The organism is Microbacterium sp. Cr-K20 (assembly GCF_000708325.1).
GTDB lineage: Bacteria > Actinomycetota > Actinomycetes > Actinomycetales > Microbacteriaceae > Microbacterium.
In genome coordinates this window covers 1-21,259 of sequence record NZ_JARE01000081.1, presented here as the reverse complement: position 1 = coordinate 21,259, position 21,259 = coordinate 1, and the positions used below count along the sequence as shown (strand labels likewise).

Sequence of the window (21,259 nt, the reverse complement as noted above, 5' to 3'; positions counted from 1 at the left end):
CCTACTTCCCGGAAATTCTTCACGCGGGCCTCTCCAGATAGTCGCGCAGCGCTGCCGCCTCGCGGGCGAGCAGGGCCGGATCGTCGCCGGGCACGAACTCGAGAAGCGCATCCCGTGGGGGCGCCGCGGCCGATGCCGCCGCCGCGAAGAACCGGGTCCACAGCGCGTCCCGCGCGCGCAGGGGCAGCCGCTCGTCCTGCGGCCACCAGGAGAAGACGTGGGCCGCCCGCGTGTGCGCGGCGAGCGCGAGGTACTCCTCCAGCACGGTGTCGACGGAGGCTCCGACCGTCGGCTGCCAGTAGGTCGACAGCGCCGGGCTGCCGACCTCGGCGAGGAGCCGCAGCGTCGTCGGCGCCGTGTCGGCGAGCGTGCGGGAGTGGAACTCGAGAGCCAGGGCGATGCCGCGGCCCGCCGCCTCTGCGGCCGCGGCCTGCAGTCGGTCGACCACCGCGCTCCAGTCGTCGGGGGTCGCGGCATCCGAGCCGATCCTGCCTGCCCAGATGCGCACACGATCGGCTCCGAGGGCCTCGGCGCTGTCGAGCACCGGGGTCAGGGGCTCGTCCGCTCCGGCGCGGAAATACGACCCGTACGACGCGACCGCGAGGCTCGCGTCCGCGGTGAGGCGGGCGACCTCTCCGGCTCGGACGACGTCTCCCGACGGCACGTGCACATCGCCGCCCCACTCGATCGCCTCGAGCCCGGCATCCGCTGCGAGCTCGATGATCCGCTCGGGCGCGAGCGCGCGGAAGGTCACCGAGCACAGTCCTGGGCGGGTGCGGGTCATGGCGTCATCCTCTCAGTCCCGTTCCTGCCGGTGACCGGCGGGCGTCATCCGAGGTGCGGGGAGACGGCCGCGGCGAAGGTGTCGGCCGTGCGGCGCACGACGTTCGAAGGAGCATCCGCCCAGATGTCGGCGTTGAAGATCTCGACCTCGATGTCGCGGTCGTACCCGGTCGCGATGACCGCACGAGTGAGCGAGCCGAAGTCGATCACCCCGTCGCCGGTGTAATGCCGCGAGAGCAGCACGTCGGACGGGAGGGGCGTCTTCCAGTCGCACACCTGGTAGGTGGCGATGCGGCCTTCGCGACCCGCGCGGGCGATCTGCTCGAGCACCTGCGGATCCCACCAAATGTGGAAGGTGTCGACCGCGGCGCCCACCACGGCGGGCTCGAAGTCGGCGGCGATGTCGAGCGCCTGACCGAGCGTCGAGACGACCGCACGATCGGAGGCGAACATCGGATGCAGCGGCTCGATCGCGAGTGTGACCCCCGCGGCCTTCGCCTCGGGAGCGAGAACGCCGATCGCATCGCGGACACGCTCGCGCGCCCCGATCAGGTCGCGCGACCCCTCGGGAAGGCCACCCGCGACGAGCACGAGCACCGCGGTCGAGCCCTCGGCACCGGCGGCGGCCAGGGTCGCGGTCTCCTCGATCGCCCGACGGTTGTCGTCGAGCGCGGCCTCCCGCTCCGCCCCGGCCGGCAGCGTGAAGAAGCCGCCACGGCAGTGGGTCGTGAAGCGCAGCCCCGAGTCCGACAGCATGCCGGCCGCGATGTCGAGGCCGACCTCGTTGACCGGCTCGCGCCACAGTCCGATCGCCTGGATGCCGGCGTCGGCGGTGACCCGCAGGGCCGTGGCCAGGTCGGCGTACTTGATGGTGGCCTGGTTGATCGACAGGCGCGGATCCACGGCGCTCATGCGTCCACCCCGTTCAGGCGCAGCATCCCGTGCCACCGTTCGCGGGCGCGGTCGGGCTGCTCGAGCGCGAGCGAGGCGTTGGCGAGCTCGACGATGCGGCTCAGATGCGGCAGGCTGCGCGCGGAGTGCAGGCCTCCCACCATCTGGAACGCCGGTTGGTGCCCGTTCAGCCAGGCGAGGAAGGCGACACCGGTCTTGTAGTAGAAGGTCGGCGCGGCGAAGACCTGTCGGCTGAGCTCCTCGGTCGGGCCGAGGATGCGCAGGTACGCCTCCGGGTCTCCGGCATCCAGCGCCTGGATCGCCGCCGACGCCACCGGGGTGATCGCCGCGAACGCCCCCAGCAGTGCGTCGGAGTGCCCCGCGCCGTCGCCGACGGTGTCGCCGCCGATCAGGCTCACATAGTTGAAGTCGTCGCCGGTGAACATGCGCACGCCCTCGGGAAGCCGCTCGCGCACCGAGATCTCGGACTCGGCGTTCAGCAGGCTCATCTTGACGCCCGCGACCTTGTCAGGGTTCTCCGCGATCACATCGAGCAGCACTGCGGATGCCGTCTGCCAGTCGTCGGCGCCGAAGTATCCGGCCAGCTCGGGGTCGAAGGCCGTGCCGAGCCAGTGCAGCACCACGGGAACGGTCGCGCGCGACAGCACCTCGCGGTAGACGCGGCGGTAGTCGTCGGCATCCGTCGCGACGCGGGCGAGGTGGCGAGAGGCCATGAGCACCGGCCCGGCCCCCTGCTCCTCGGTGAAGTGCAGCTGCTCGAGGTAGGCGGCGATCACCTGGTCGATCGAGATGTGCGTCTCGGCGACGTGGTCGGTGTTGACGCCGACGACGACCGAGCCGCCCTCCTCCCGGGCGACCTCGGCGCTGCGGGAGATCAGCTCCCGGGTGGCCGCGGCATCCAGCCCCATGTTCCGCTGTGCGGTGTCCATCGCGTCGGCGACGCCGAGCCCCCACGAGTACACGTTGCGGCGGAACGCGAGCGTGGCGTCCCAGTCGATGTCGGCCGGCTGCCCCGGGGTGTTGTCGGCGTGCACCTTCGGCACCACATGCGCGGCGGCGTAGGCGACCCGGCTCTGCAGCGGGGTGGTCGGACGGGTGTACGCGCCCGAGTCGTTGAGGGAGACGTCGGCGGTCTCCCCGGTCGCGCGGAGAAGTCGGAGGGTGCTCATGCGCGCCTCAGCCCAGCGCCAGCGGCTCGAGGGCGATCTTGCGCCCCTCGGCACTCGATGTCAGACCGGCCTCGGCGAACTGCACACCGCGGGCGCCGGCGAGCAGGTCGAACGGATAGTCGGTGCCCTCGACGTAGGAGACCAGGTACTCCTCCCACTGCTGACGGAATCCGTTGAGGAACACGTCGTTGGTCGGCACGTTCTGCCAGTCGGCGTCGTAGTCGCGGGTGTCTTCCAGGTCGGGGTTCCACACCGGCTTCGGGGTGGCGTTGCGAGGCTGGATCTTCGCACCGAACAGCCCGACCACGGCCGATCCGTGCGTGCCGTCGACCTGGAACTCGACGAGCTCGTCGCGGTTCACCCGCACGGTCCACGACGAGTTGATCTCGGCGATCACGCCGCCCTCGATCTCGAAGATGCCGTAGGCGGCGTCTTCGGCCGTGGCGGTGTAGTGCTCGCCCTTCTCGTCCCAGCGGTCGGCGATGTGCACGGCCGCCTGCGCGTAGACGCTCTTGACCTCGCCGAAGAGGTTCTCGAGCACGTAGTTCCAGTGCGGGAACATGTCGGTGATGATGCCGCCGCCGTCTTCGGTGCGGTAGTTCCAGCTCGGGCGCTGGGCCGGCTGCCAGTCGCCCTCGAACACCCAGTAGCCGAACTCGCCGCGCACCGAGAGGATGCGGCCGAAGAACCCGGAGTCGATCAGGCGCTTGAGCTTCTGCAGGCCCGGCAGGTAGAGCTTGTCGTGCACGACGCCGGTCTTGATGCCTGCGTCCTTCGCGAGGCGGGCGAGCTCGAGCGCCTCCTCCAGAGACTCGGCGGTGGGCTTCTCGGTGTAGATGGCCTTGCCCGCGGCGATGGCCTTGCGGATCGCGGTGGCGCGGGCCTTGGTCACCAGGAAGTCGGCGTAGATCTCCCACTGGGGGTCGGCGAGGGCGGCGTCGAGGTCGGTCGTCCAGTCTTCGATGCCGTGCTTCGCGGCGAGCTCGGCGAGCTTGGCCTCGCTGCGACCGACGAGGATCGGCTTGACCGTGATGCGGGAGCCGTCCGGCAGCTCGATGCCGCCCTCTTCGCGGATCGCGAGGATCGAGCGCACCAGGTGCTGTCGGTATCCCATGCGTCCGGAGACGCCGTTCATGATGATGCCGATCTCGCGGGTGTTCGCCTGGGTCATGGTGTTCCGTTTCTTTCGCGGGAAGCAGTTCGCGCTTCGATTCGGTGCGGATCGGAAAGCGCTTTCCGAGATCATGCCACGAGATGAGAGCCGAGCGCAACCGCGACGCGAGATGCCCGGCGAGGACGTACGGTCAGCCGGCGTGCTCGGCGCTGAAGAGCTCGCCGATCATGTCGTAACCGGCGCCGCGGGCGAACGTGTCGCTGTCGGCAGGCACCGAGACGACTTCGGGCGAGACGCCGTCACCGAACGCGTACTCGCCGGCGAGGGCGTCACGGCATCCATCCTCGAACGGGGTCGCCGCGACTTCTTCCGCGAGCACCAGCACCACCCGCTCCGGCCCGAACATCTTCGCGGCGTTCGCGATCGCCGTGCCGAGCAGCGCCCCGCCGCCTCGGAGCACATCCGCAGCCGCAGGAGAGGAGAGATCAGCGGATCCGCGCGCCTCGAGCGCGCGACGAAGACCCCAGACACTGCTGGTCGTCTCCAAGCAGCCCACATTGCCGCAGTGGCAGACCGCACCACCCGCCCGCGTGCCGATCGCCGAATGCGCGAAGCCGCCTGCGCCGCCGCGGTAGCCCCGATGGATGCGCCCGTCCACGAGCAGCGATGCTCCGAGACTGGCACCCACGCTGAAGACGATCACGTCGCGCTCGGCGAGGTCGGGGTCGAGAAGCAGGAGCCCGGTCGCGAAGCTGTTCACGAGGCTGTCGATGACGACCCTGGACTCGAGCCTGTCGGCTACCAGGGCGGCGAACGGCACGTCCTGCCAACCGAGCGCGCCGCTGTGGCGGACCACGCCGCGCGGCCTGTCGACGACCCCGGAGAGGGCGACGCTCACGCCCCGCAGCATCGAGCCCTGGTGGCGCCCGAGAAGCGCGGTCACCGCCGCAGCGATCCCGTCAGCGGCAGCATCCGGGTCCGTGGCGGGGAGCGCCTCGGTCACGGTGGCGATCACGTCGCCGCGCAGGTCGACGAGCGCGACCTCGACCGACTCCCGCGAGAGCCGCACGCCTGCGGCCACGACGGCATCCGTACCGAGTTCGAGAAGTCGTGCGGGTCTACCGCCCGTGCCGCGCAGCACGTCGGTCTCGCGCAGCAGCCCGTCGCGCACGAGCTGGGCGGAGATCCCGGTGACGGTCGCAGGACTGAGGCCGGTGACGCTCGTGATCTCGGCTCTCGAGGTGGTCCCCCGGCGTCGGACGACATCGAGGACGAAGGCCTCGTTGATCTCACGAATGAGCGCCTTGCTGCCGATCCGACCCGCGAGCCGTTCGACGATCACCCCGTCACCCATGCCACTCCTTCGTCGCTGCCGATGCTCCCATCCTATTATTTTTGTCATTGACAAAACGAAACACCGATGCTTGACTTCTGGGCATGTCGAACACCGTGGTCCGAACGGACTCTCCCGCACCCCCTCCCGCAGAGCATCTGCTGGTGAGCATCTCCCCTGCGGAGCGCGCGGCCTTCTTCCCGACATCGGCAGAGCACGCCTTGCGCTCCGTCGCCACCGACGTCCGCGTCGTCGACCCCGATGCGCTCGCCACCTCCGACCTGGCACGGACCGAGCTCGCCGTCGTCGCCTGGGGCTTCCCCCGACTCGACGAGGAGATGCTCTCGCGCATGCCGAACCTGCGTCTCGTCGTGAACGCCGCGTCCTCCGTGCGCAGCCTCGTGAGCGACGCCTTCTGGGCCTCCGGCATTCCGATCACGCAGGCGGGCGCCGCGATGTCGCCCGCCGTCGCGGAGATGTCGCTCACCCTCACACTGTCCCTGCTGCGCCGCGCGCACCGCATGGATCACGCGCTTCGATCCGGACGCCCCTGGGACGATGCCCGCACGATCGATCGCGCGAGCGAGATCTCCGGGGCGGTGGTCGGCGTCATCGGGGCGTCTCGCACCGGGCGCGAGTACATCCGCATGTGCCGTGCACTCGGCGCGGAGGTGCGGGTGTACGACCCCTACCTTCCGCCCGACGACGAACTCGCCGCCGCCGCCGCGGTCGACCTCGACGTGGTCCTGTCCGACAGCGACGTCGTCGCGATCCACGCGCCCGCCACCGCCGAGACCGCGGGCATGATCGGCGAAGCCGAGCTCGCGATGATGCGTGACGGGTCGGCCCTCGTGAACACCGCGCGCAGCTCCCTGATCGACATGGATGCCCTCTTCCACCACGTCTCGAGTGGACGCATCGATGCCGCGCTCGACGTGTTCGACGCCGAACCCCTCCCGACCGACGACCGCTGGCGCGCGCTCGACAACGTGCTGCTGACGGCACACGTCGCCGGTGCCACGGCCGAATCCCGCGCGCGAGCCGGAGCGATCGTGGCAGATGAGATCGCCCGCTTCCTCGCGGGGCAGCCCCTCCGTCACCGCGTCACGCGCGAATCGCTCGAGAGGATGGGCTGACATGGCGCGCAATATCCTGCTCCTGCACTGCCACGACCTGGGCCGCTTCCTCGGGGCATACGGCGTGACCACCGTGACCACCGTGCATCTCGATGCGCTCGCGGCCGAGTCGACCGTGTTCACCTCCGCCTTCGCCACGTCACCGCACTGCAGCCCGGCGCGCGCCTCCCTCTTCACCGGCGCCTACCCGCAGCAGCACGGAGTGCTCGGCCTCACCCACGAACCGTTCGGGTGGGACCTCACGGATCCGACGACGCACCTCGCCCACCGCCTCCGGCAGCACGGCTACCGCACGGAGCTCGTCGGCGTGCACCACGAGTCCCGCACGCACGCGGATGCCGAGATCGCTCGCCGGCTCGGCTTCGATCAGGTGCGCTCCGGAGGCGACCGCGACGTCGTCGTGACCCGCACGATCGACGCGCTCACGCGCGCGGCGGCATCCGGCGAGCCGTTCTATCTGCAGGCCGGATTCCACGAGCCGCATCGCGAGCCGTCCGACCGCGACCGCGCCGGCATCATGGGGTTCCTCGGCGATGCCGTGGAGCCGGATGCGACGCACGGCGTCTCGGTGCCGTCATACCTCGCAGACACGGCCGATGCGCAGGAGGAGATGGCCGAACTGCAAGGCGCCGTGCGCCACATGGACGAGGGGGTCGGAGCGATCCTCGCGGAGCTGGAGCGACTCGGCCTCGCAGACGACACCATCGTGGTGTTCACGACCGACCACGGGCTCGCCCTCCCTCGCGCGAAGTGCACGCTCTACGACGCGGGGCTCGGCGTGGCACTGTTCCTGCGCGTGCCCGGCCGGCCCCGCTGGCAGGGGCGCCGCGTCGGACAGCTCGTGAGCCACGTCGACGTCGTCCCCACCCTGCTCGAACTCGCCGTCTCCGACCTCCCCGCCGACGTCGCGGGGACGAGCCTGGTGCCCCTCGTCGAACACGACGAACCCGCCCGCACCTTCACCTTCGGGCAGCTGACCTATCACACCTACTTCGATCCCAAGCGGTCGGTCCGGTCCGCCGATGCGAAGCTCATCCTCAACCTCTCGAACGCTCCGCGCGCCATGGACCCGACGCAGTCCTGGATGCATCGCAGCGTCCCGATCGACCTCACCGGCCCCACGATCGGCACGAGCCCGGTGATGGAGTTCTATGACCTCGCCGCCGACCCCGACGAACTCGTCAACCTGATCGACGATCCCGATCGGACGGCACAGGTGTCCGAATTCGCCGCCGCGCTGCGCCACTGGATGCTGGAGACCGCGGACCCGCTGCTCACCCACCCGACCTCACCACGACACGCCCTCGCACTCGCCGGCCTCGAACAGATCGCGAGCGCACACCACGATGCGCCCGTCGAACTTCCCCTCTGACCACCCCTCTTCCCGAACACCAACCAGCCCCCACCTGCACCCGAGAAAGAGATCACTGCAATGACGCACCGCATCGCCCGAGCGACCGCCCTGACGGCAGTCGCGGCACTCGCCCTCACCGCCTGCTCCTCCCCCTCGTCCGCGCCGGAAGGCGCCTCCGACGGCGAAGCGAAGGGCGAAGTGACCCTGTGGATGTACCCGGTCATCCGAGACGAAGCCGCCAGCAAGGACTTCTGGGAGCAGACCGAGGCCGATTTCGAGAAGGCGCACCCCGATGTCGACCTGAACATCGAGCTGCAGACCTTCGACAAGCGCGACGAGCAGATCTCCGCCGCCCTGGCCGCGAACTCCGGCCCCGACATCGTCCTGATCACTCCCGACCAGGCAGCGACCTACCTCAACGTGGGCGGCCTGCAGCCGGTCGACGAGGCCATCGCCGAGGACCGTGACGTGTTCTTCCCCGCGACGCTCCAGGCCGCGACGTTCGAGGACGAGCTGTACGGGGTTCCGCTGTTCCAGAACGTGTTCACCACCGCCTACAACAAGGCCGTGTTCGACGACGCGGGGATCGAGCTGCCGACCACGTGGGACGAGATCCGCGAGGCGGCGCCAGTGCTGGCCGATGAGGGGGTGGCCGTGATGGACTACCTCGGCACCCCGGAGCAGACCCTGAACCTCAGCTTCTACCCCTTCCTGTGGCAGGCAGGCGGGCGGGTCTTCTCCAAGGACGGGACGAAGGTCGCCTTCGACTCGGATGAGGGCGTCGAGGCACTGCAGTTCCTCGTCGATCTGCAGGAGGAAGGCGGTCTCCCCAAGGATGCCGCCACCCAGGCCGTCGGCATCGAGGGCTCACCCCTCGCAGCCGGCACGGTCGGCATCCGTCCCACCACGTCTCCCGCCGAACTGGCGCAGATGCGGGCAGCCCTCGGTGAGGATGCCGTGGTCGTCGGCGCTCCGCTCGAGGGCGAGGAGCAGGCCACCTACGGCAACCCCGGGCTGCTCTCGCTCACATCCATCAACAAGCAGGAGAACAGGGCTGCCGCCTACGAAGTGCTGTCGTTCCTCACGTCGAAGGATTTCCAGACCGAGCTGAACACCGCGGCGGGCAACTTCCCCACCCGCACCGACGTCGCCATCGGCGGCGACGAGGCCGACCGCGACGCATACGAAGCGGCCCTGGCGGTCGCGAATCCGGGCGAGCCCAATCCGTCGGCCCGTCAGGTGATGGCTGTCCTCGCCCCGTACATCCAGTCGGCGCTCCGCGGCGACCTGACGCCGAAGGAGGCGCTCGACAAGGCCGCCGCCGAGGCGCAGGACGTCCTCGACCGCTCCTGACCGTCTCGCGCGGGGGCTCCGGCCCCCGCGCACTCCCCCCGAGAGGACGCCATGTCCGTCACCACCGCATCGCGCCGGGCCCCTGACACCAGGGCCGCCGCCGGCCGTGCCGCACGCCGTCGCGAGGCGTGGGCCGGCATACTGTTCGTCCTCCCGACCCTCGCGATCTTCGCCGCCTTCAAGTTCCTGCCGATCGCCGGGGCCGGGGCGATGAGCCTCACCCGCTATCGCCTGAACGGCGACATCGAGTTCCTCGGTGCCGACAACTACACGCGACTGTTCGCCGATCCGCACTTCTGGCAGAGCCTGTGGGTCACCCTGCTGTACGTGGTGCTGTTCGTACCGCTGATCATCGTGGTCTCCCTCGCCGGGGCCGTGCTGCTGAACCGTCTCGTGCATCTGAGCGGCCTGTTCCGCGCCCTGCTGTTCGTGCCCTACCTGAGCTCGTTCGTACTCGCCGGCATCGTGTGGAAGTGGATCTTCGCCTCCGACGGCCCTCTCAACACCGCGATCACCTCGGTGGGGCTCGACCCGGTCCCGTTCCTCACCGGCGACCAGTGGCTGGTGCTCGCGAGTCTCGCCGTCGTCGCGGTGTGGAAGGGCTTCGGATACTCGATGCTCATCTTCCTCGCCGGACTCAAGGCCCAGCCGGCCGAAGTGCACGAAGCGGCCACGATCGACGGCGCCGGGGCCTGGACGTCGTTCTGGCACATCACGCTCCCGCTGCTGAAGCCCGTGCTGTTCTTCGTGCTCGTGATCGAGACGATCGTCGGCTTCCAGGTCTTCGACACCATCTACGTGATGACCGGCGGTGGCCCCGCCCGCGCCAGCTACAGCCTCATCTACTTCCTGTACGACCAGGGCTTCAAGTTCTTCGACTTCGGGTACGCCGCGGCGGTCGGCATCGTGCTGTTCGTCATCGTGCTCGTCCTCTCGCTCATCCAGCGGGGATTCTTCGAAAGGAAGGAGCGGTCATGACCTCCACCGCCCTGACTCCGGCCGCAACAGCGGGGAGCATCCGTCCGACCCCGCCTTCGGCGACTCCCCGGCCGCCGCGTCGGCGCCGCTCGCGCGGGCAGACCTGGACGCTCGTCTCGCTCATCGTGATCTCGCTGTTCACGGTCGCCCCTCTGCTGGCGGTCGTGATCCTCGCACTGTCGCCCGCAGACGCCCCCACGATCCCGCACGCGATCCCGGAGGCGCTCACCTTCGACAACATCATCCGGATCTTCCGGGTGGGCGAGTTCCCTCTCTGGGTGTGGAACTCGACCGTCTACTCGGTCGTCTCGGTCGTCGTCGTCCTGTTCACGGCATCCATGGCCGCCTACGCCCTCGCCCGCAAGCGATTCCCCGGCCGCAACGCGCTGCTGTGGTCGATCGTGGCGACGCTGATGGTCCCGATGCAGGCGACACTCATCCCGACCTTCATCCTGGTCGCCGGCGCCGGTGGCGTGAATACGCTCTGGGGCCTGATCCTGCCGACGCTGGCGAACGCGCAGGCGGTGTTCCTGATCCGCCAGTTCGTCGCCGACATGCCGGACGAGCTGTTCGATGCGGCGCGCATCGACGGCGCCGGCGAGTGGCGGACCTTCGTGTCGATCGTGCTGCCGCTGATCAAGCCGGTGCTCGCGACGCTCGCCATCTTCGTCTTCCTGTGGCATTGGAACGACCTGCTCTGGCCACTCGTGGTCGGACAGTCCGACGAAGCGCGCACCCTCACCGTGGGTCTGGCCACGCTCAACACCGAGACCGTCTCGACCTCGAACATCATGGCGGCCGCGCTGATCAGTTTCGTGCCCTGCTTCGTGATCTTCATCTTCCTGCAGCGGCACATCGTCGAGAGCATCACGGCGAGCGGGATCAAGGGATGAGCGCGCAGGATCCACTGCGCTTCGGGCTGATCGGCGTCGACTCGTCGCACGCGCTGCAGTTCACGAGACTGCTCGGCGACGGGCGCACCGGACGTGTCGCCGGCGGCACGGTCGTCGCCGCCTGGCAGGGGCCGACGTCGACCGACTTCCCGCCCAGCCGCGACCGCAACGACGCCAATGCGTCGACACTCGCGGAATCGGGGATCGCCCTGCTCGGCTCCCCCGCGGAGGTCGCTGCTGCCGTCGACGTGCTCCTGCTGGTATCGTCCGACGCCCGCACCCGCCGCGACCAGTTCATGAGCGTCGTGGGATTCGGCCTGCCGGTCTACGTCGACACGCGCTTCGCCGCGAACCCGGAGGATGCGGAGGCGATGCTGGCCCACGCGGAGGCCTCGGGCTGCCTCGTACTGAGCGGGTCGCCGAAGCGCTTCACCCCCGAGTTCCGCGCAGCGACCACCGCCGGGGCCACCTCTGCCGCCCTCGCCGGCCCGCTCGTCGTGCAGCCGGGGCATCCGGGACTCTCCTGGTACGGCGTGCACCTGGTGGACCTCGCCGTCGCCGCCCTCGGACCGGACTGCGTCAGCATCGAACCACGACGGGCCGACCTGCTGCTGACCTGGTCCGACGGACGCACCGCGACCATCGGCGGCCCCGCGGAATGGAACCCGTGGACGCGCGGGCAGCTCCGCACCGCGCACGGCGCAGCCTCCTTCGAGATCGAAGCGAATGAGGACATGCTCGCCGGGCTTCTCGAGTCGATCATGGCCTCGAGCCGCTCCGGCACACCGAACATCGACCGCGCCGAGGTCCTCGCGATCTGCCGCATCGTGGCCGCCGGGAACGAGGCGCTCGAGTCCGGCGCCACCGCCCGGATCCCCGAGCACACAGCCTGAGGACGCTCCGACCCCGACCGCCGGCAGGCCCGCTCAGCTCGCGCTGTCGCGTTCGACGAGCTCGGTCGGGATGACCGCGGAGCCCCCGGGCTGCGGGGCACCCTCGATCGCATCGACCAGCGCTGCGACCGCACGGTGGGCGAGGGCGGCGAAGTCCTGGCGGATGGTGGTCAGCGGCGGACGGTAGTTCGCCGCATCCGGCACGTCGTCGAAGCCGATGACCGCGACATCCTCGGGCACCCGGCGGCCGGACTCGGCCAGGGCGCGCATCAGCCCGAGCGCCATCTGGTCGTTGGCGCAGAAGACCGCGGATGCCGTCGCCAGCCCTCCCCCCGCCGAATATCCCGAGTCGGCACTCCAGTCGCCGCGGACCACGGCGGACGGACGGATGCCGGCGGCGATCAGCGTCTCGCGCCATCCCCGCTCACGCTCGACGGCCGCGAAGGAGTCTTCGGGGCCGGCGAGGTGGTGCACCGTCTCGCGTCCGAGGGCGAGGAGCCGAGCAGTCGCCGCAGCCGCACCGCCCGCATGGTCGCTGTGCACGGAGGTGACCCCCGCGTCGGTCGGCGCATCGACCACGACCAGGCGCAGTCCCGCGGGGGGCTGCGTTGCGGGCACGAGTGCCGAGGCCTCGTTGAGCACGATCGCGCCGTCGACCTCCTGCTCGGCGAGCCGCTCGAACGCCTCGGCGACGCCGTCGGTCGCGGTCACGAGCGTCAGGGCGTATCCGCGTTCCGCCGCCGCTTCGGCCGTAGCCTGCAGCATCCGCGAATTGCCGACCGTGGCGAGGGTGGTGACGACGAGGCCGATGGTCTGCGAGCGTCCGGTGCGCAGGGCACGGGCGGCACGGTGCGGGCGATACCCGAGCTCGGCCATCGCGCTCTCGACGCGGGCGCGGGTGTCCGGGTCGACGCGCGGGCTGCCGTTGACGACACGGGAGACGGTCTGACCGGAGACCCCGGCGCGGGCGGCGACCATTGCCATCGATACACGTCCGGACGGTGATCCGTGCCGCCCCGAGCGCGGTTCCCCGACCAGCTCGCGTTCGTCTCCCACGCACTTTCTCCGTTCGCCGCCCGTGCACAACTCCGCAATGTTGACGTTATCACGGCCCTGTGGGTACCATGTTTACGTGAACACGCACGATCTTCCTGAGTTGCGCACCGAGGCCCTCGGCGCCGGCGTCGTCAAACGCGCCACCACCCTCGCCGACGGCCGCGACCTCATCTACTACGACGATCCGGGCACCGCGCTCGGAGCCGAACGCGCGGTCGATGCCCGCACCCTCGACCCGCGCCCCGACACCGCGACGATGCGCCTCGACGTGCTCACCGGCGACTGGATCACGGTCGCCGCCAATCGGCAGAACCGCGTCATGATGCCCAGCGCCGAGGCCGACCCGCTCGCGCCGCAGACACCGGGCAACCCCTCCGAGGTGCCGTCCCGCTACGACGTCGCGGTGTTCGAGAACCGCTCCCCCGCATTCGGTCCCGCCCTCGCCGAGGCCGTCGGCACTGCGCCGCAGGCATCGAACGCGCCCCGAGGCCTCGACGACCTCGCCGCACTGGGCCTCGGTCGCACCCGCACGTCGGTCGGCCGCTGCGAGGTGGTCTGCTTCAGTCCCGACCACGCAGGCTCCTTCGGCACGCAGTCCGTGACCCGTGCTCGCACGGTCATCGAGGCCTGGGCCGACCGCACGGCCGCGATCTCGAAGCTGCCCGGCATCCAGCAGATCTTCCCGTTCGAGAACCGCGGCGAGGCGATCGGGGTCACCCTGCCGCACCCGCACGGCCAGATCTACGCCTACCCCTACGTGACGCCGCGCACCACGCGGCTGCTCGAGTCGATCGACCGCACCGCGCCCGACCTGTTCCAGCACATCCTCGAGTCCGAGCAGGGCTCCGAGCGCGTGGTGTTCCGCGGCGAGCACTGGACGGCCTTCGTCCCCTTCGCCGCCCGCTGGCCGCTCGAGGTGCACCTGATGCCGCACCGCCACGTGCCCGACTTCGCCGAGACGACCGAGGCCGAACGCGACGAGCTGGCCCCGCTCTACCTGCGCCTGCTCCGCGGCGTCGATGCCCTGTACGACACCCCGACCCCGTACATCGCCGCCTGGCACCAGGCGCCCGTGCACGTCGGCCGCGACACCGTGCGTCTGCACCTGCAGCTGACGAGTCCGCGTCGGGCCGCCGACAAGCTGAAGTTCCTCGCCGGATCCGAGGCCGCGATGGGGGCCTGGGCCGCCGAGGTCCCGCCGGAGGTGGGTGCCGCACGCCTCCGCGAGGCGATCGAACGCTCCTCCCCGACCCAGACCTCATCCCCGGACCAGATCTCCGACGGAGCATCCGCATGACCGCCGCCCACGACGACGCCCGCGCCCTGTTCGCCGACCTCACCGGCCGCGAGCCCGACGGCCTCTGGTCGGCACCGGGCCGCGTCAACCTCATCGGCGAGCACACCGACTACAACGACGGCTTCGTGCTGCCGTTCGCCATCCCCCAGCGCACGGTCGCCGCAGTCGGGCTGCGCGGCGACGATCGCGGCCGGGTCCTGGTCGGTTCGACCTTCGCCGAGGAACCGGTGGAGGTCGGCCTGGACGAGCTCGACGGACTCTTCCCGACCGCGCCGGGCACACACCCCGCCGTCCCGGAGTGGGCCGCCTACCCGCTCGGAGTCGCCTGGGCGCTGCGGCACGAGACCGCCGAGGACGGCCCGTTCCGCGGCCTCGACATCGCGATCGCCTCCGACGTGCCGGTGGGCGCCGGGCTCTCCTCCTCAGCCGCGATCGAGGGGGCGACGGCATCCGCCCTGAACGAGCTCTGGGGCACCGGCCTCGACGCCACGACTCTCGCCCGCGTCGGACGCCGCGCCGAGAACGAGGCCGTCGGGGCCCCCACCGGGATCATGGACCAGATGGCGTCCATGCTCGGTCAGCCCGACACCGCGATCTTCCTCGACTGCCGCTCGCTCGAGGCCCGGCCGGTGCCGCTCGGCATCGCCGAGGCCGGACTCGCGATCCTCGTGATCGACACCCGCGTGAAGCACGCCCACTCCACGGGGGGCTACCGCGAACGCCGGGCGTCGTGCGAACTCGGGGCATCACTCATGGGCGTGCCCGCCCTGCGTGACGTGTCGATCGCCGACCTTCCCCGCGCTCAGGAGCTGATGGACGACGTGACCTTCCGCCGCGTGCGTCACATCGTCACCGAGAACCAGCGCGTGCTCGACACCGTCCAGGTGCTGCAGGAGATGGGCGCGAGAGCCATCGGCGACCTCCTCGTAGCGTCGCATGTGTCGATGCGGGACGACTTCGAGATCTCGACCGTCGAGCTCGACACCGCGGTCGACACCGCGCTGGCCGCCGGCGCTCTCGGCGCCCGCATGACCGGCGGCGGTTTCGGCGGTGCTGCGATCGCGCTGATCGAGCAGGATGCCGTCGAGGCGGTGTCGGGTGCCGTGACCGCCGCGTTCGCCGCCTCAGGATTCGGCGCCCCGCACCTGTTCACGGTCACCCCCTCCGCAGGTCCGCTCCGCGACGCCTGAGAGAATGATCGATCGAGCCGCGACCACTCCGCGGCAGGAGAGGAATGCAATGTCCTGGATCGTCACCGGCGGCGCCGGCTACATCGGAGCCCACGTCGTCAGGGCCCTCGCCGAAGCCGGGCTCACCCCGGTCGTGCTCGACGACCTCTCCAGCGGCATCGCGTCGTTCGTGCCCGAGGGCGTGCCGTTCGTGCAGGGCAGCATCCTCGATCGCGACCTCGTCGAGAAGACGTTGCGCGACCACGACGCCCAGGGCGTCATCCACGTCGCCGGGTACAAGTACGCGGGCGTCTCGGTGCAGCGCCCGCTGCACACCTACGCGCAGAACGTCGAGGGCACCCGGATCATCCTCGAGGCGATGGAAGCCGCGGGCGTCTCGAACATCGTGTTCTCGTCGTCGGCTGCGGTGTTCGGCACCCCCGACGTCGCGCTCGTCGTCGAGGACACCGCCAAGAAGCCGGCCAGCCCCTACGGCGAATCGAAGCTCATCGGCGAATGGCTGCTGCGCGACCAGGCGATCGCGACGGCCGACTCCGCGCGTCCGCTGCGACACACGTCGCTGCGGTACTTCAACGTGGTGGGCTCCGCCGACCCGACCGTCTACGACGTCAGCCCGCACAACCTCTTCCCGATCGTGTTCGAAGCGCTGCTCGCGGGCAAGACCCCGAAGATCTTCGGTGACGACTACGACACCGCCGACGGCACCAACGTGCGCGACTACGTGCACGTCGGCGACATCGCCGCCGCCCATGTCGCCGCCGCCCAGCGCCTCGCCGACGGAAGCACCATCGAGCCCGCGTACAACCTCGGCTCCGGTGACGGGCTCAGCGTGAAGCAAATCATGGATGCCGTCGCCCACGTGACCGGCATCGACTTCACCCCCGAGATCGGTCCCCGCCGCCCCGGCGATCCCGACCGCATCGTCGCCACCGGAGAGCTCGCCGCCCGCGACCTCGACTGGACCATGCGGTACACGGTCGACGAGATGGTGCGCACGGGGTGGGAGGCGCGGCAGGCTGCATCGGTCTGAGTCTTCGACTTGTGGGGACGGGCTCCGGGCCGCGCCGCTGCTCGCAGAGCGGGGCGCCCCTCCCCGCAAGCGGGGCCCCTCCCCGATGCTCGCATCGGCGCGGCCCTGCGCCCTCGACACACGTGCTCGACTCGGTGTGCACGTGGGGGTGCCGCGCCTCCTCCGTGCTGGGTACGAGGAGAAGACCTCAGACGTCGCGGGCGCGGATGGGGTAGAGCCAGAAGCACAGCCACGCGAGGGCGGTGAACCCGAGCGGGATCACGGCGAGCATCAGACGGATTCCGCCGTCGACGCTCTCGGGCTGCGCGTCGCCGAGCGTGGCATCGAATCCGGATGCCGTCAGCACCACCGCGGCGACGACGGCCTGCAGCACGACCGATCCGCGCACCACGAAGCCGTTGACCCCGAAGTAGGCGCCCTCGCGGCGGTGCCCGGTGCGCGCGGCATCCTCATCGATGATCTGCGCCAGCATCACCTCGAGCAGTTGCAGGAGCCCGCCGACGCCCACGCCGACCGCGACGCCGACCAACACCGCGCCGAGCACGTTCGACGGGGCGAGGTAGCCGAGCACGGCGACGCCGAACACCGTCACGCTCCACAGCACCGCCGTGCGCGGCGAGGTGCGGCGGACGACCGCGCTCCACAGCACGATCGACGGGATCGCGGTGACGAAGATGGCCCCGAGCAGCAGACTGCCCTCCCCCTCCGGCGCGCGCAGGGAGTACCGCACGTAGAAGGGGATCGCGGCGAGGATCACCGCGATCGAGGTCTGCACGAACAGCGACCCGAGCACGTAGGGGACGAAGGCCCGATTGCGGAAGGTGTACTTCAGCTGGTCGCCCCATCGCATGGCCTCGGACGCCGCCTCCGGGACCCGGCGCTCGATCATCCCGCCGAGGAACGACCACACGAGCAACACCAGGCAGACGGCGCCCAGCACCAGGGCCATCCCCGGCCACCCGAGCGCGCTGTACAGGGCGGGCGCGCCGGCGGTGCCGAGGACCATGCCGAGGATCGCGAAGATCTGCCGCGGCACGTTGCCTCGGGCGCGCTCCTCGGTGGTGCGGAAGATCTCGGGGAACAGGGCCGAGATGTTCAGCACCACGACGACGAACGCGATGTCGTACACGGCGACGACCACGAGGAACCACACGATGAGGCCGGCCGCCGGGAGCTCGGGCGGCATCCACACCAGCGCGAAGGCGACCACGAGCGGCACGATGCCCAGACCGATCCAGGGGATGCGCCGACCCCAGGGAGTGCGCAGCCGGTCGGAGATCGTGCCGACGACCGGATTCAGCACCGCGTTCAGCACACCGTGGGCGATCATCGCCGCGGCCACCCATCCGGCTGGGACAGCGAGGTGTGAGACGTAGAAGTAGACGATGAAGGCCGAGAAGGTCTGCGCCATCAGTTGGGTCGGGAACCCGGATGCCCCGAATGCGATCGTCTGCGCCCTGGTCGGCGCCGCATCCAGCCGTCGATCGCGCAGGCGTTCGCCCAGAACCGTCATCGCGCGGACGACCGCTGCAGGTCGCGCAGGTCACGCCAGCCGATGCGCACGAGCGCCTCGTCTTCGATGGCCTGCAGCACGGCGGGGTCGGTGAGCAGACGCAGCTCGTACCCACGCTTCGCCGCGCTGAAGTCGACCGCGGCCCGGAGCTCGTCGTCGTCGATCATCGGATGCAGGTAGATCTCGGTGACGCCGGCAGGAACAGCGCGCAGCAACGCGATGAAGCCGTCGCGCACCTGCTCGTAGGTCTCCTCGTCGGGCTCGCCCTCGCGGAGGAGCTCGAAAGGATGCGACCAGAGCCGATCGATGATCTCGATGCCGCTGGCGTCCGCTGCGGCCGCCGCGTCGTCGAGCTTGGCCTGCAACGCGGCATCCTCCCCCACCCCGTCCATCGTCCGCGGCAGCCGGAACGGGAGGCCGTTGCGGGCGGCGAGCTCGAACACCGGGCGCAGGAAGTCGTGGCCGGTGACGAGGCCGTAGACCGAGCCCATGTGGTTGTCGAGGTGCGTCACGTCGACCCCGGCGTCGAGCGCGGCCTGCAGCTGGGCGGCGAGCTCGGCGGCGACATCGTCGTCGGTCGCATCCCGCTCGACGGTCGCGACATCAGCGGGGAAGAAACCGTCGGCGTCGACGAGGCTCGTTCCCGTGCCGGTCAATGGGCGCCAGCGGTAGCGTCTCCACTCGCTGGTGAGCACCAGGTGCACGCCGACGTCGAGATCGGTGCGGGAAGCCGCGAAGGCCAGTGCTTCGGGCGACCACGAGCACGGGACCATCACGGTCGTCGAGTCGATGTGCCCGGTCGTGAGCAGCTCGACGATCGCGGTGTTCGCCGCATGGCACATGCCGAAGTCGTCGGCGTTGAGGATGATCGCCCTGGCGCCGGGTGCGAGGACGAGGCGGTCGGCGAGATCGGAGGGAGCGGTCATCAGAGGTCCTGTCGGGTAGGGACGGGCGATCGGGGGCGACGATCGGGGTGCTCAGCGGCCGGGCTTCGGCGTCGGCGTCAGGATGCGGGTGAAGAGCATGCTGCGGAGGGCGGATGCCGCTTCGTCGACGGCGCCGACCAGCGGGGCTTCCGGGCCGAACGAGGAGACCAGGAACCGCAGCGGCAGCTGGGCGGCATACTCGTCTGCGACGCGCTGGACCGCGTCGACCAGCACGGGATGGGCTGCCGTGCCGCTGAGGATGAACGCCTCCGGGTCCAGCACCAGGCCGATGCTGCCGGCCACGAGGACGATGCGCTTGCCGATCTCGGCGACGACCCGGATCGCGGCTTCGTCACCGCGACCAGCGGCTTCGAGATGGTCCTCCAACGTGGCCTCGGCGTCTCGCCCTACCCCGAGTGCGAGATCTCCGACCACGGCGTCGCTCACGATGGGCGCCCCGATCGGGAGCGGAGTCTGTGGCAGGTACATGACCTCGCCCGCGACACCGGAGAATCCGCGGTGCAGTGCGCCGTCGATCACGATGCCGGCACCGAGCCCGTCGTCGAGGAGCAGCAGCGCGAAACTGGCGAGGTCGCCGCCCACGCCCGCCGTGAGCTCGGCGAGGGCGGCGAGGTTGACGTCGTTCTCGATGCGTACCGGGCAGCCGAGCGATGCGGTCAGCGCAGCGCGGAAGGCGCCGCCGTCCGGACCGAGATCGTCGCGGATGCCGCCGTCGGCGGTGACGATCCCGGGGATGCCGACGACGGCGAGGTGGATCGCCCCCTTGGCCGCCTTCACCGACCCTCGGCAACGGTCGACGAGGGCGACGATTTGCTCGACGCGGTCCTCCTGGATGGGCAGCACGGCGTGCTCCTCGGCGTGCACGACTCCGCGGGCGTCGACGAGCACCACGTGCGCGGCGTGGTGGTCGATGTGCACGGCGGCGGCGAACCCGAGCCGCGGATGCAGGGTCACGCGACCGGCGGCAGGCCCGCGCGTCTCGCGGTCGATGCCTGCCGAGGCGACGGCGCCCGCTGCCTCGAGCATCCGCAGCACCTGGGTGACGGCCGTGCGGGACAGCCCCGTCGCCGACATCAGCTCCGCGCGGGTCTGCGGACCGCTGCGCGCGAGCGCCTCCAGGATCGCGCGACCGTTGAGCGTGCGTAGCAGGCCCTGCGGTCCCGCGAGTGGTCTGGACATGTGTTCCGGCGTCTACCTCTCAATTCACGGACGGCCCCAGAAACGGGGCCCGGCGCAATGCCCGCAAGCATGCCACATCGTGTCGCACAGGTCGACAGTTCACGCCGAGCCCGGTCGTGGCCGCTCATGCTCTGAGCGCGGTCGAGCGGCAGGCCGCAGGTGCGGGTCGTGGTGTCGGGGGTTGTGGGGTGCGCCAGCGTCTGGTGGGGTCCCACCAGGCGGGTCCGCGGACGTGGGGTGTGCCGTGGCGCATGCGGATCTCCCATCCGGAGGTGTCGAGGGTTCTGTGGTGGTGCCAGCAGAGGGCGACGCCGTTGTCGGTGTGGGTGGGACCGCCGTGGGCGTGCTCGTGGACGTGGTGGATCTCGCACCAGGTCGCGGGGACGTGGCAGCCGGGGATGAGGCACTCACGGTCGCGGAGGGTGATCGCGCGACGCTGATGCGCGGTGAAGATCCGGTCGGCGGTGCTGATGCCGATGATCCGCCCGTGCGGGTCGAACAGCACCCGTTGCACCCCGCCCGCGCACGCGGTGTGGACGGCGACACGGGTGGAGACGGGAGTGTCGATGCCGTCGACGTGCGCCCAGCCGCGGCCGGACGAGTAGTCGTCTGCGGTGACGGACACCACCAGGGTGGGTGCACCGCCGCCCAGGCGTGGGGTGTCGTCGTGGCGGGCGGCGATGCCGAGGATCGCGGCGAGGGTGTCGTGCTGCTTCTGCGACCGTGAACGGGTGTCGACCATCCGCCCCGGGTCACCGGACGGAAGGGCATCGTCGTCCGCATCGGGGTCGGCATCTGCGGGACTTCCCCTCCGCGCCCCGGTGTCGCTGTCGGTGTCGTGGGCGTGGGCGTGATCGGCATCTCTCTCGTCCGAAGGCCGGAACATGACTCCGGGGACGGGTGGTCCGTCGACTTTCGGGTTCAGGTACGCGTCGAACAGACGCTGCAACTGTCCCGCGACCTCCGGCAGCAACCGTCCCCGGACCGGGATCACCCCGTCCTTCGCGCGCCCGAGCGTCAGCCCCCGCACCCGCATCGCGATATCGTCCGCAGGCTCCGCACCATCCGGATCGAGATACTGCACGATCACCTGCGCCAACAACCGCAGATCCTCCGGCGTCGCCGCCGG

Annotated in this window: 19 protein-coding genes; 9 read left to right on the top strand and 10 right to left on the bottom strand. The window is 70.4% G+C overall.

Annotated elements, in window-relative coordinates; all coding sequences use genetic code 11:
* Nucleotides 1-19 precede the first annotated feature (19 nt).
* From GZ67_RS0118550 to GZ67_RS0118530, 5 genes are all read right to left on the bottom strand, one after another.
* Nucleotides 20-784: a sugar phosphate isomerase/epimerase family protein gene (locus GZ67_RS0118550; RefSeq protein ID WP_029263952.1), complete on the bottom strand. Its 765-nt coding sequence runs from the start codon at nucleotides 782-784 to the stop codon at nucleotides 20-22.
* A gap of 44 nt (nucleotides 785-828) precedes the next feature.
* A complete protein-coding gene (locus tag GZ67_RS0118545; RefSeq protein ID WP_029263951.1) occupies nucleotides 829-1,695 on the bottom strand; it encodes a sugar phosphate isomerase/epimerase family protein in 867 nt (288 codons plus the stop codon).
* Nucleotides 1,692-2,864 (bottom strand): dihydrodipicolinate synthase family protein, encoded by a 1,173-nt coding sequence (locus GZ67_RS0118540; RefSeq protein ID WP_029263950.1) that lies wholly within the window; start codon nucleotides 2,862-2,864, stop codon nucleotides 1,692-1,694. The genes GZ67_RS0118545 and GZ67_RS0118540 overlap by 4 nt, the downstream gene beginning before the upstream one ends.
* 7 nt (nucleotides 2,865-2,871) lie before the next feature.
* Complete coding sequence (locus GZ67_RS0118535; protein WP_029263949.1) at nucleotides 2,872-4,035, bottom strand: Gfo/Idh/MocA family protein; 1,164 nt, start codon at nucleotides 4,033-4,035, stop codon at nucleotides 2,872-2,874.
* Between the two features lie 133 nt (nucleotides 4,036-4,168).
* A complete protein-coding gene (locus GZ67_RS0118530) occupies nucleotides 4,169-5,332 on the bottom strand; it encodes an ROK family transcriptional regulator (RefSeq protein ID WP_051662636.1) in 1,164 nt (387 codons plus the stop codon).
* 143 nt (nucleotides 5,333-5,475) lie between these two features.
* On the opposite strand from GZ67_RS0118530, the gene GZ67_RS0118525 reads away from it, so the two are divergent.
* The 6 genes from GZ67_RS0118525 to GZ67_RS0118500 are packed head-to-tail and all read left to right on the top strand — an operon-like array spanning nucleotide 5,476 to nucleotide 11,918.
* On the top strand, nucleotides 5,476-6,447 hold the full coding sequence (locus tag GZ67_RS0118525; RefSeq protein WP_231481873.1) for a hydroxyacid dehydrogenase: 972 nt from the start codon (nucleotides 5,476-5,478) through the stop codon (nucleotides 6,445-6,447).
* A gap of 1 nt (nucleotide 6,448) precedes the next feature.
* On the top strand, nucleotides 6,449-7,819 hold the full coding sequence (locus tag GZ67_RS19940) for a sulfatase family protein (protein ID WP_051662635.1): 1,371 nt from the start codon (nucleotides 6,449-6,451) through the stop codon (nucleotides 7,817-7,819).
* Between the two features lie 60 nt (nucleotides 7,820-7,879).
* On the top strand, nucleotides 7,880-9,154 hold the full coding sequence (locus GZ67_RS0118515; protein WP_029263945.1) for an extracellular solute-binding protein: 1,275 nt from the start codon (nucleotides 7,880-7,882) through the stop codon (nucleotides 9,152-9,154).
* A gap of 51 nt (nucleotides 9,155-9,205) precedes the next feature.
* Nucleotides 9,206-10,132 (top strand): carbohydrate ABC transporter permease, encoded by a 927-nt coding sequence (locus tag GZ67_RS0118510; protein ID WP_029263944.1) that lies wholly within the window; start codon nucleotides 9,206-9,208, stop codon nucleotides 10,130-10,132.
* Nucleotides 10,129-11,025: a carbohydrate ABC transporter permease gene (locus GZ67_RS0118505; RefSeq protein ID WP_029263943.1), complete on the top strand. Its 897-nt coding sequence runs from the start codon at nucleotides 10,129-10,131 to the stop codon at nucleotides 11,023-11,025. The genes GZ67_RS0118510 and GZ67_RS0118505 overlap by 4 nt, the downstream gene beginning before the upstream one ends.
* Nucleotides 11,022-11,918: a hypothetical protein gene (locus GZ67_RS0118500; RefSeq protein WP_029263942.1), complete on the top strand. Its 897-nt coding sequence runs from the start codon at nucleotides 11,022-11,024 to the stop codon at nucleotides 11,916-11,918. The genes GZ67_RS0118505 and GZ67_RS0118500 overlap by 4 nt, the downstream gene beginning before the upstream one ends.
* 33 nt (nucleotides 11,919-11,951) lie before the next feature.
* On the opposite strand, the gene GZ67_RS0118495 is transcribed toward GZ67_RS0118500, so the two are convergent.
* Nucleotides 11,952-12,902: a LacI family DNA-binding transcriptional regulator gene (locus tag GZ67_RS0118495; protein ID WP_029263941.1), complete on the bottom strand. Its 951-nt coding sequence runs from the start codon at nucleotides 12,900-12,902 to the stop codon at nucleotides 11,952-11,954.
* Between the two features lie 148 nt (nucleotides 12,903-13,050).
* Between GZ67_RS0118495 and galT the strand changes: the two genes are divergently transcribed.
* From galT to galE, 3 genes are read left to right on the top strand one after another with little or no spacing between them, the layout of a single operon-like run.
* Nucleotides 13,051-14,271 carry a galactose-1-phosphate uridylyltransferase gene (gene galT, locus GZ67_RS0118490; protein WP_029263940.1) on the top strand — a complete coding sequence of 407 codons (1,221 nt, stop codon included), beginning with the start codon at nucleotides 13,051-13,053 and terminating at the stop codon, nucleotides 14,269-14,271.
* The gene (galK, locus tag GZ67_RS0118485) at nucleotides 14,268-15,461 is read left to right on the top strand and encodes a galactokinase (protein WP_029263939.1); all 1,194 of its coding nucleotides are present in this window, start codon (nucleotides 14,268-14,270) and stop codon (nucleotides 15,459-15,461) included. The genes galT and galK overlap by 4 nt, the downstream gene beginning before the upstream one ends.
* A gap of 49 nt (nucleotides 15,462-15,510) precedes the next feature.
* Entirely contained in the window at nucleotides 15,511-16,491 is a 981-nt protein-coding gene (gene galE / locus GZ67_RS0118480) for a UDP-glucose 4-epimerase GalE (protein ID WP_029263938.1), read from the top strand.
* Between the two features lie 187 nt (nucleotides 16,492-16,678).
* Here the strand turns inward: galE and GZ67_RS0118475 are convergent, their stop codons facing one another.
* The 4 genes from GZ67_RS0118475 to GZ67_RS0118460 form a co-directional block, all read right to left on the bottom strand.
* The gene (locus GZ67_RS0118475) at nucleotides 16,679-18,004 is read right to left on the bottom strand and encodes an MFS transporter (RefSeq protein ID WP_029263937.1); all 1,326 of its coding nucleotides are present in this window, start codon (nucleotides 18,002-18,004) and stop codon (nucleotides 16,679-16,681) included.
* Nucleotides 18,001-18,930, bottom strand: coding sequence for a polysaccharide deacetylase family protein (locus GZ67_RS0118470; protein ID WP_029263936.1), 930 nt, complete (start codon nucleotides 18,928-18,930; stop codon nucleotides 18,001-18,003). Before GZ67_RS0118470 ends, GZ67_RS0118475 begins: the two co-directional genes overlap by 4 nt.
* A gap of 51 nt (nucleotides 18,931-18,981) precedes the next feature.
* The gene (locus tag GZ67_RS0118465) at nucleotides 18,982-20,130 is read right to left on the bottom strand and encodes an ROK family transcriptional regulator (RefSeq protein ID WP_029263935.1); all 1,149 of its coding nucleotides are present in this window, start codon (nucleotides 20,128-20,130) and stop codon (nucleotides 18,982-18,984) included.
* 124 nt (nucleotides 20,131-20,254) lie between these two features.
* Nucleotides 20,255-21,259 (bottom strand): HNH endonuclease signature motif containing protein (locus tag GZ67_RS0118460; protein ID WP_029263934.1); only part of this gene is annotated, 1,005 nt, incomplete at its 5' end.

Bases quoted from the DNA above. Each gene is read 5' to 3' on its own strand.
- GZ67_RS0118550 (WP_029263952.1), bottom strand. From the start codon at position 784: ATGACCCGCACCCGCCCAGGACTGTGCTCGGTGACCTTCCGCGCGCTC.
- GZ67_RS0118545 (WP_029263951.1), bottom strand. From the start codon at position 1,695: ATGAGCGCCGTGGATCCGCGCCTGTCGATCAACCAGGCCACCATCAAG.
- GZ67_RS0118540 (WP_029263950.1), bottom strand. From the start codon at position 2,864: ATGAGCACCCTCCGACTTCTCCGCGCGACCGGGGAGACCGCCGACGTC.
- GZ67_RS0118535 (WP_029263949.1), bottom strand. From the start codon at position 4,035: ATGACCCAGGCGAACACCCGCGAGATCGGCATCATCATGAACGGCGTC.
- GZ67_RS0118530 (WP_051662636.1), bottom strand. From the start codon at position 5,332: ATGGGTGACGGGGTGATCGTCGAACGGCTCGCGGGTCGGATCGGCAGC.
- GZ67_RS19940 (WP_051662635.1), top strand. From the start codon at position 6,449: ATGGCGCGCAATATCCTGCTCCTGCACTGCCACGACCTGGGCCGCTTC.
- GZ67_RS0118515 (WP_029263945.1), top strand. From the start codon at position 7,880: ATGACGCACCGCATCGCCCGAGCGACCGCCCTGACGGCAGTCGCGGCA.
- GZ67_RS0118510 (WP_029263944.1), top strand. From the start codon at position 9,206: ATGTCCGTCACCACCGCATCGCGCCGGGCCCCTGACACCAGGGCCGCC.
- GZ67_RS0118505 (WP_029263943.1), top strand. From the start codon at position 10,129: ATGACCTCCACCGCCCTGACTCCGGCCGCAACAGCGGGGAGCATCCGT.
- GZ67_RS0118500 (WP_029263942.1), top strand. From the start codon at position 11,022: ATGAGCGCGCAGGATCCACTGCGCTTCGGGCTGATCGGCGTCGACTCG.
- GZ67_RS0118495 (WP_029263941.1), bottom strand. From the start codon at position 12,902: ATGGCAATGGTCGCCGCCCGCGCCGGGGTCTCCGGTCAGACCGTCTCC.
- galK (WP_029263939.1), top strand. From the start codon at position 14,268: ATGACCGCCGCCCACGACGACGCCCGCGCCCTGTTCGCCGACCTCACC.
- galE (WP_029263938.1), top strand. From the start codon at position 15,511: ATGTCCTGGATCGTCACCGGCGGCGCCGGCTACATCGGAGCCCACGTC.
- GZ67_RS0118475 (WP_029263937.1), bottom strand. From the start codon at position 18,004: ATGACGGTTCTGGGCGAACGCCTGCGCGATCGACGGCTGGATGCGGCG.
- GZ67_RS0118470 (WP_029263936.1), bottom strand. From the start codon at position 18,930: ATGACCGCTCCCTCCGATCTCGCCGACCGCCTCGTCCTCGCACCCGGC.
- GZ67_RS0118465 (WP_029263935.1), bottom strand. From the start codon at position 20,130: ATGTCCAGACCACTCGCGGGACCGCAGGGCCTGCTACGCACGCTCAAC.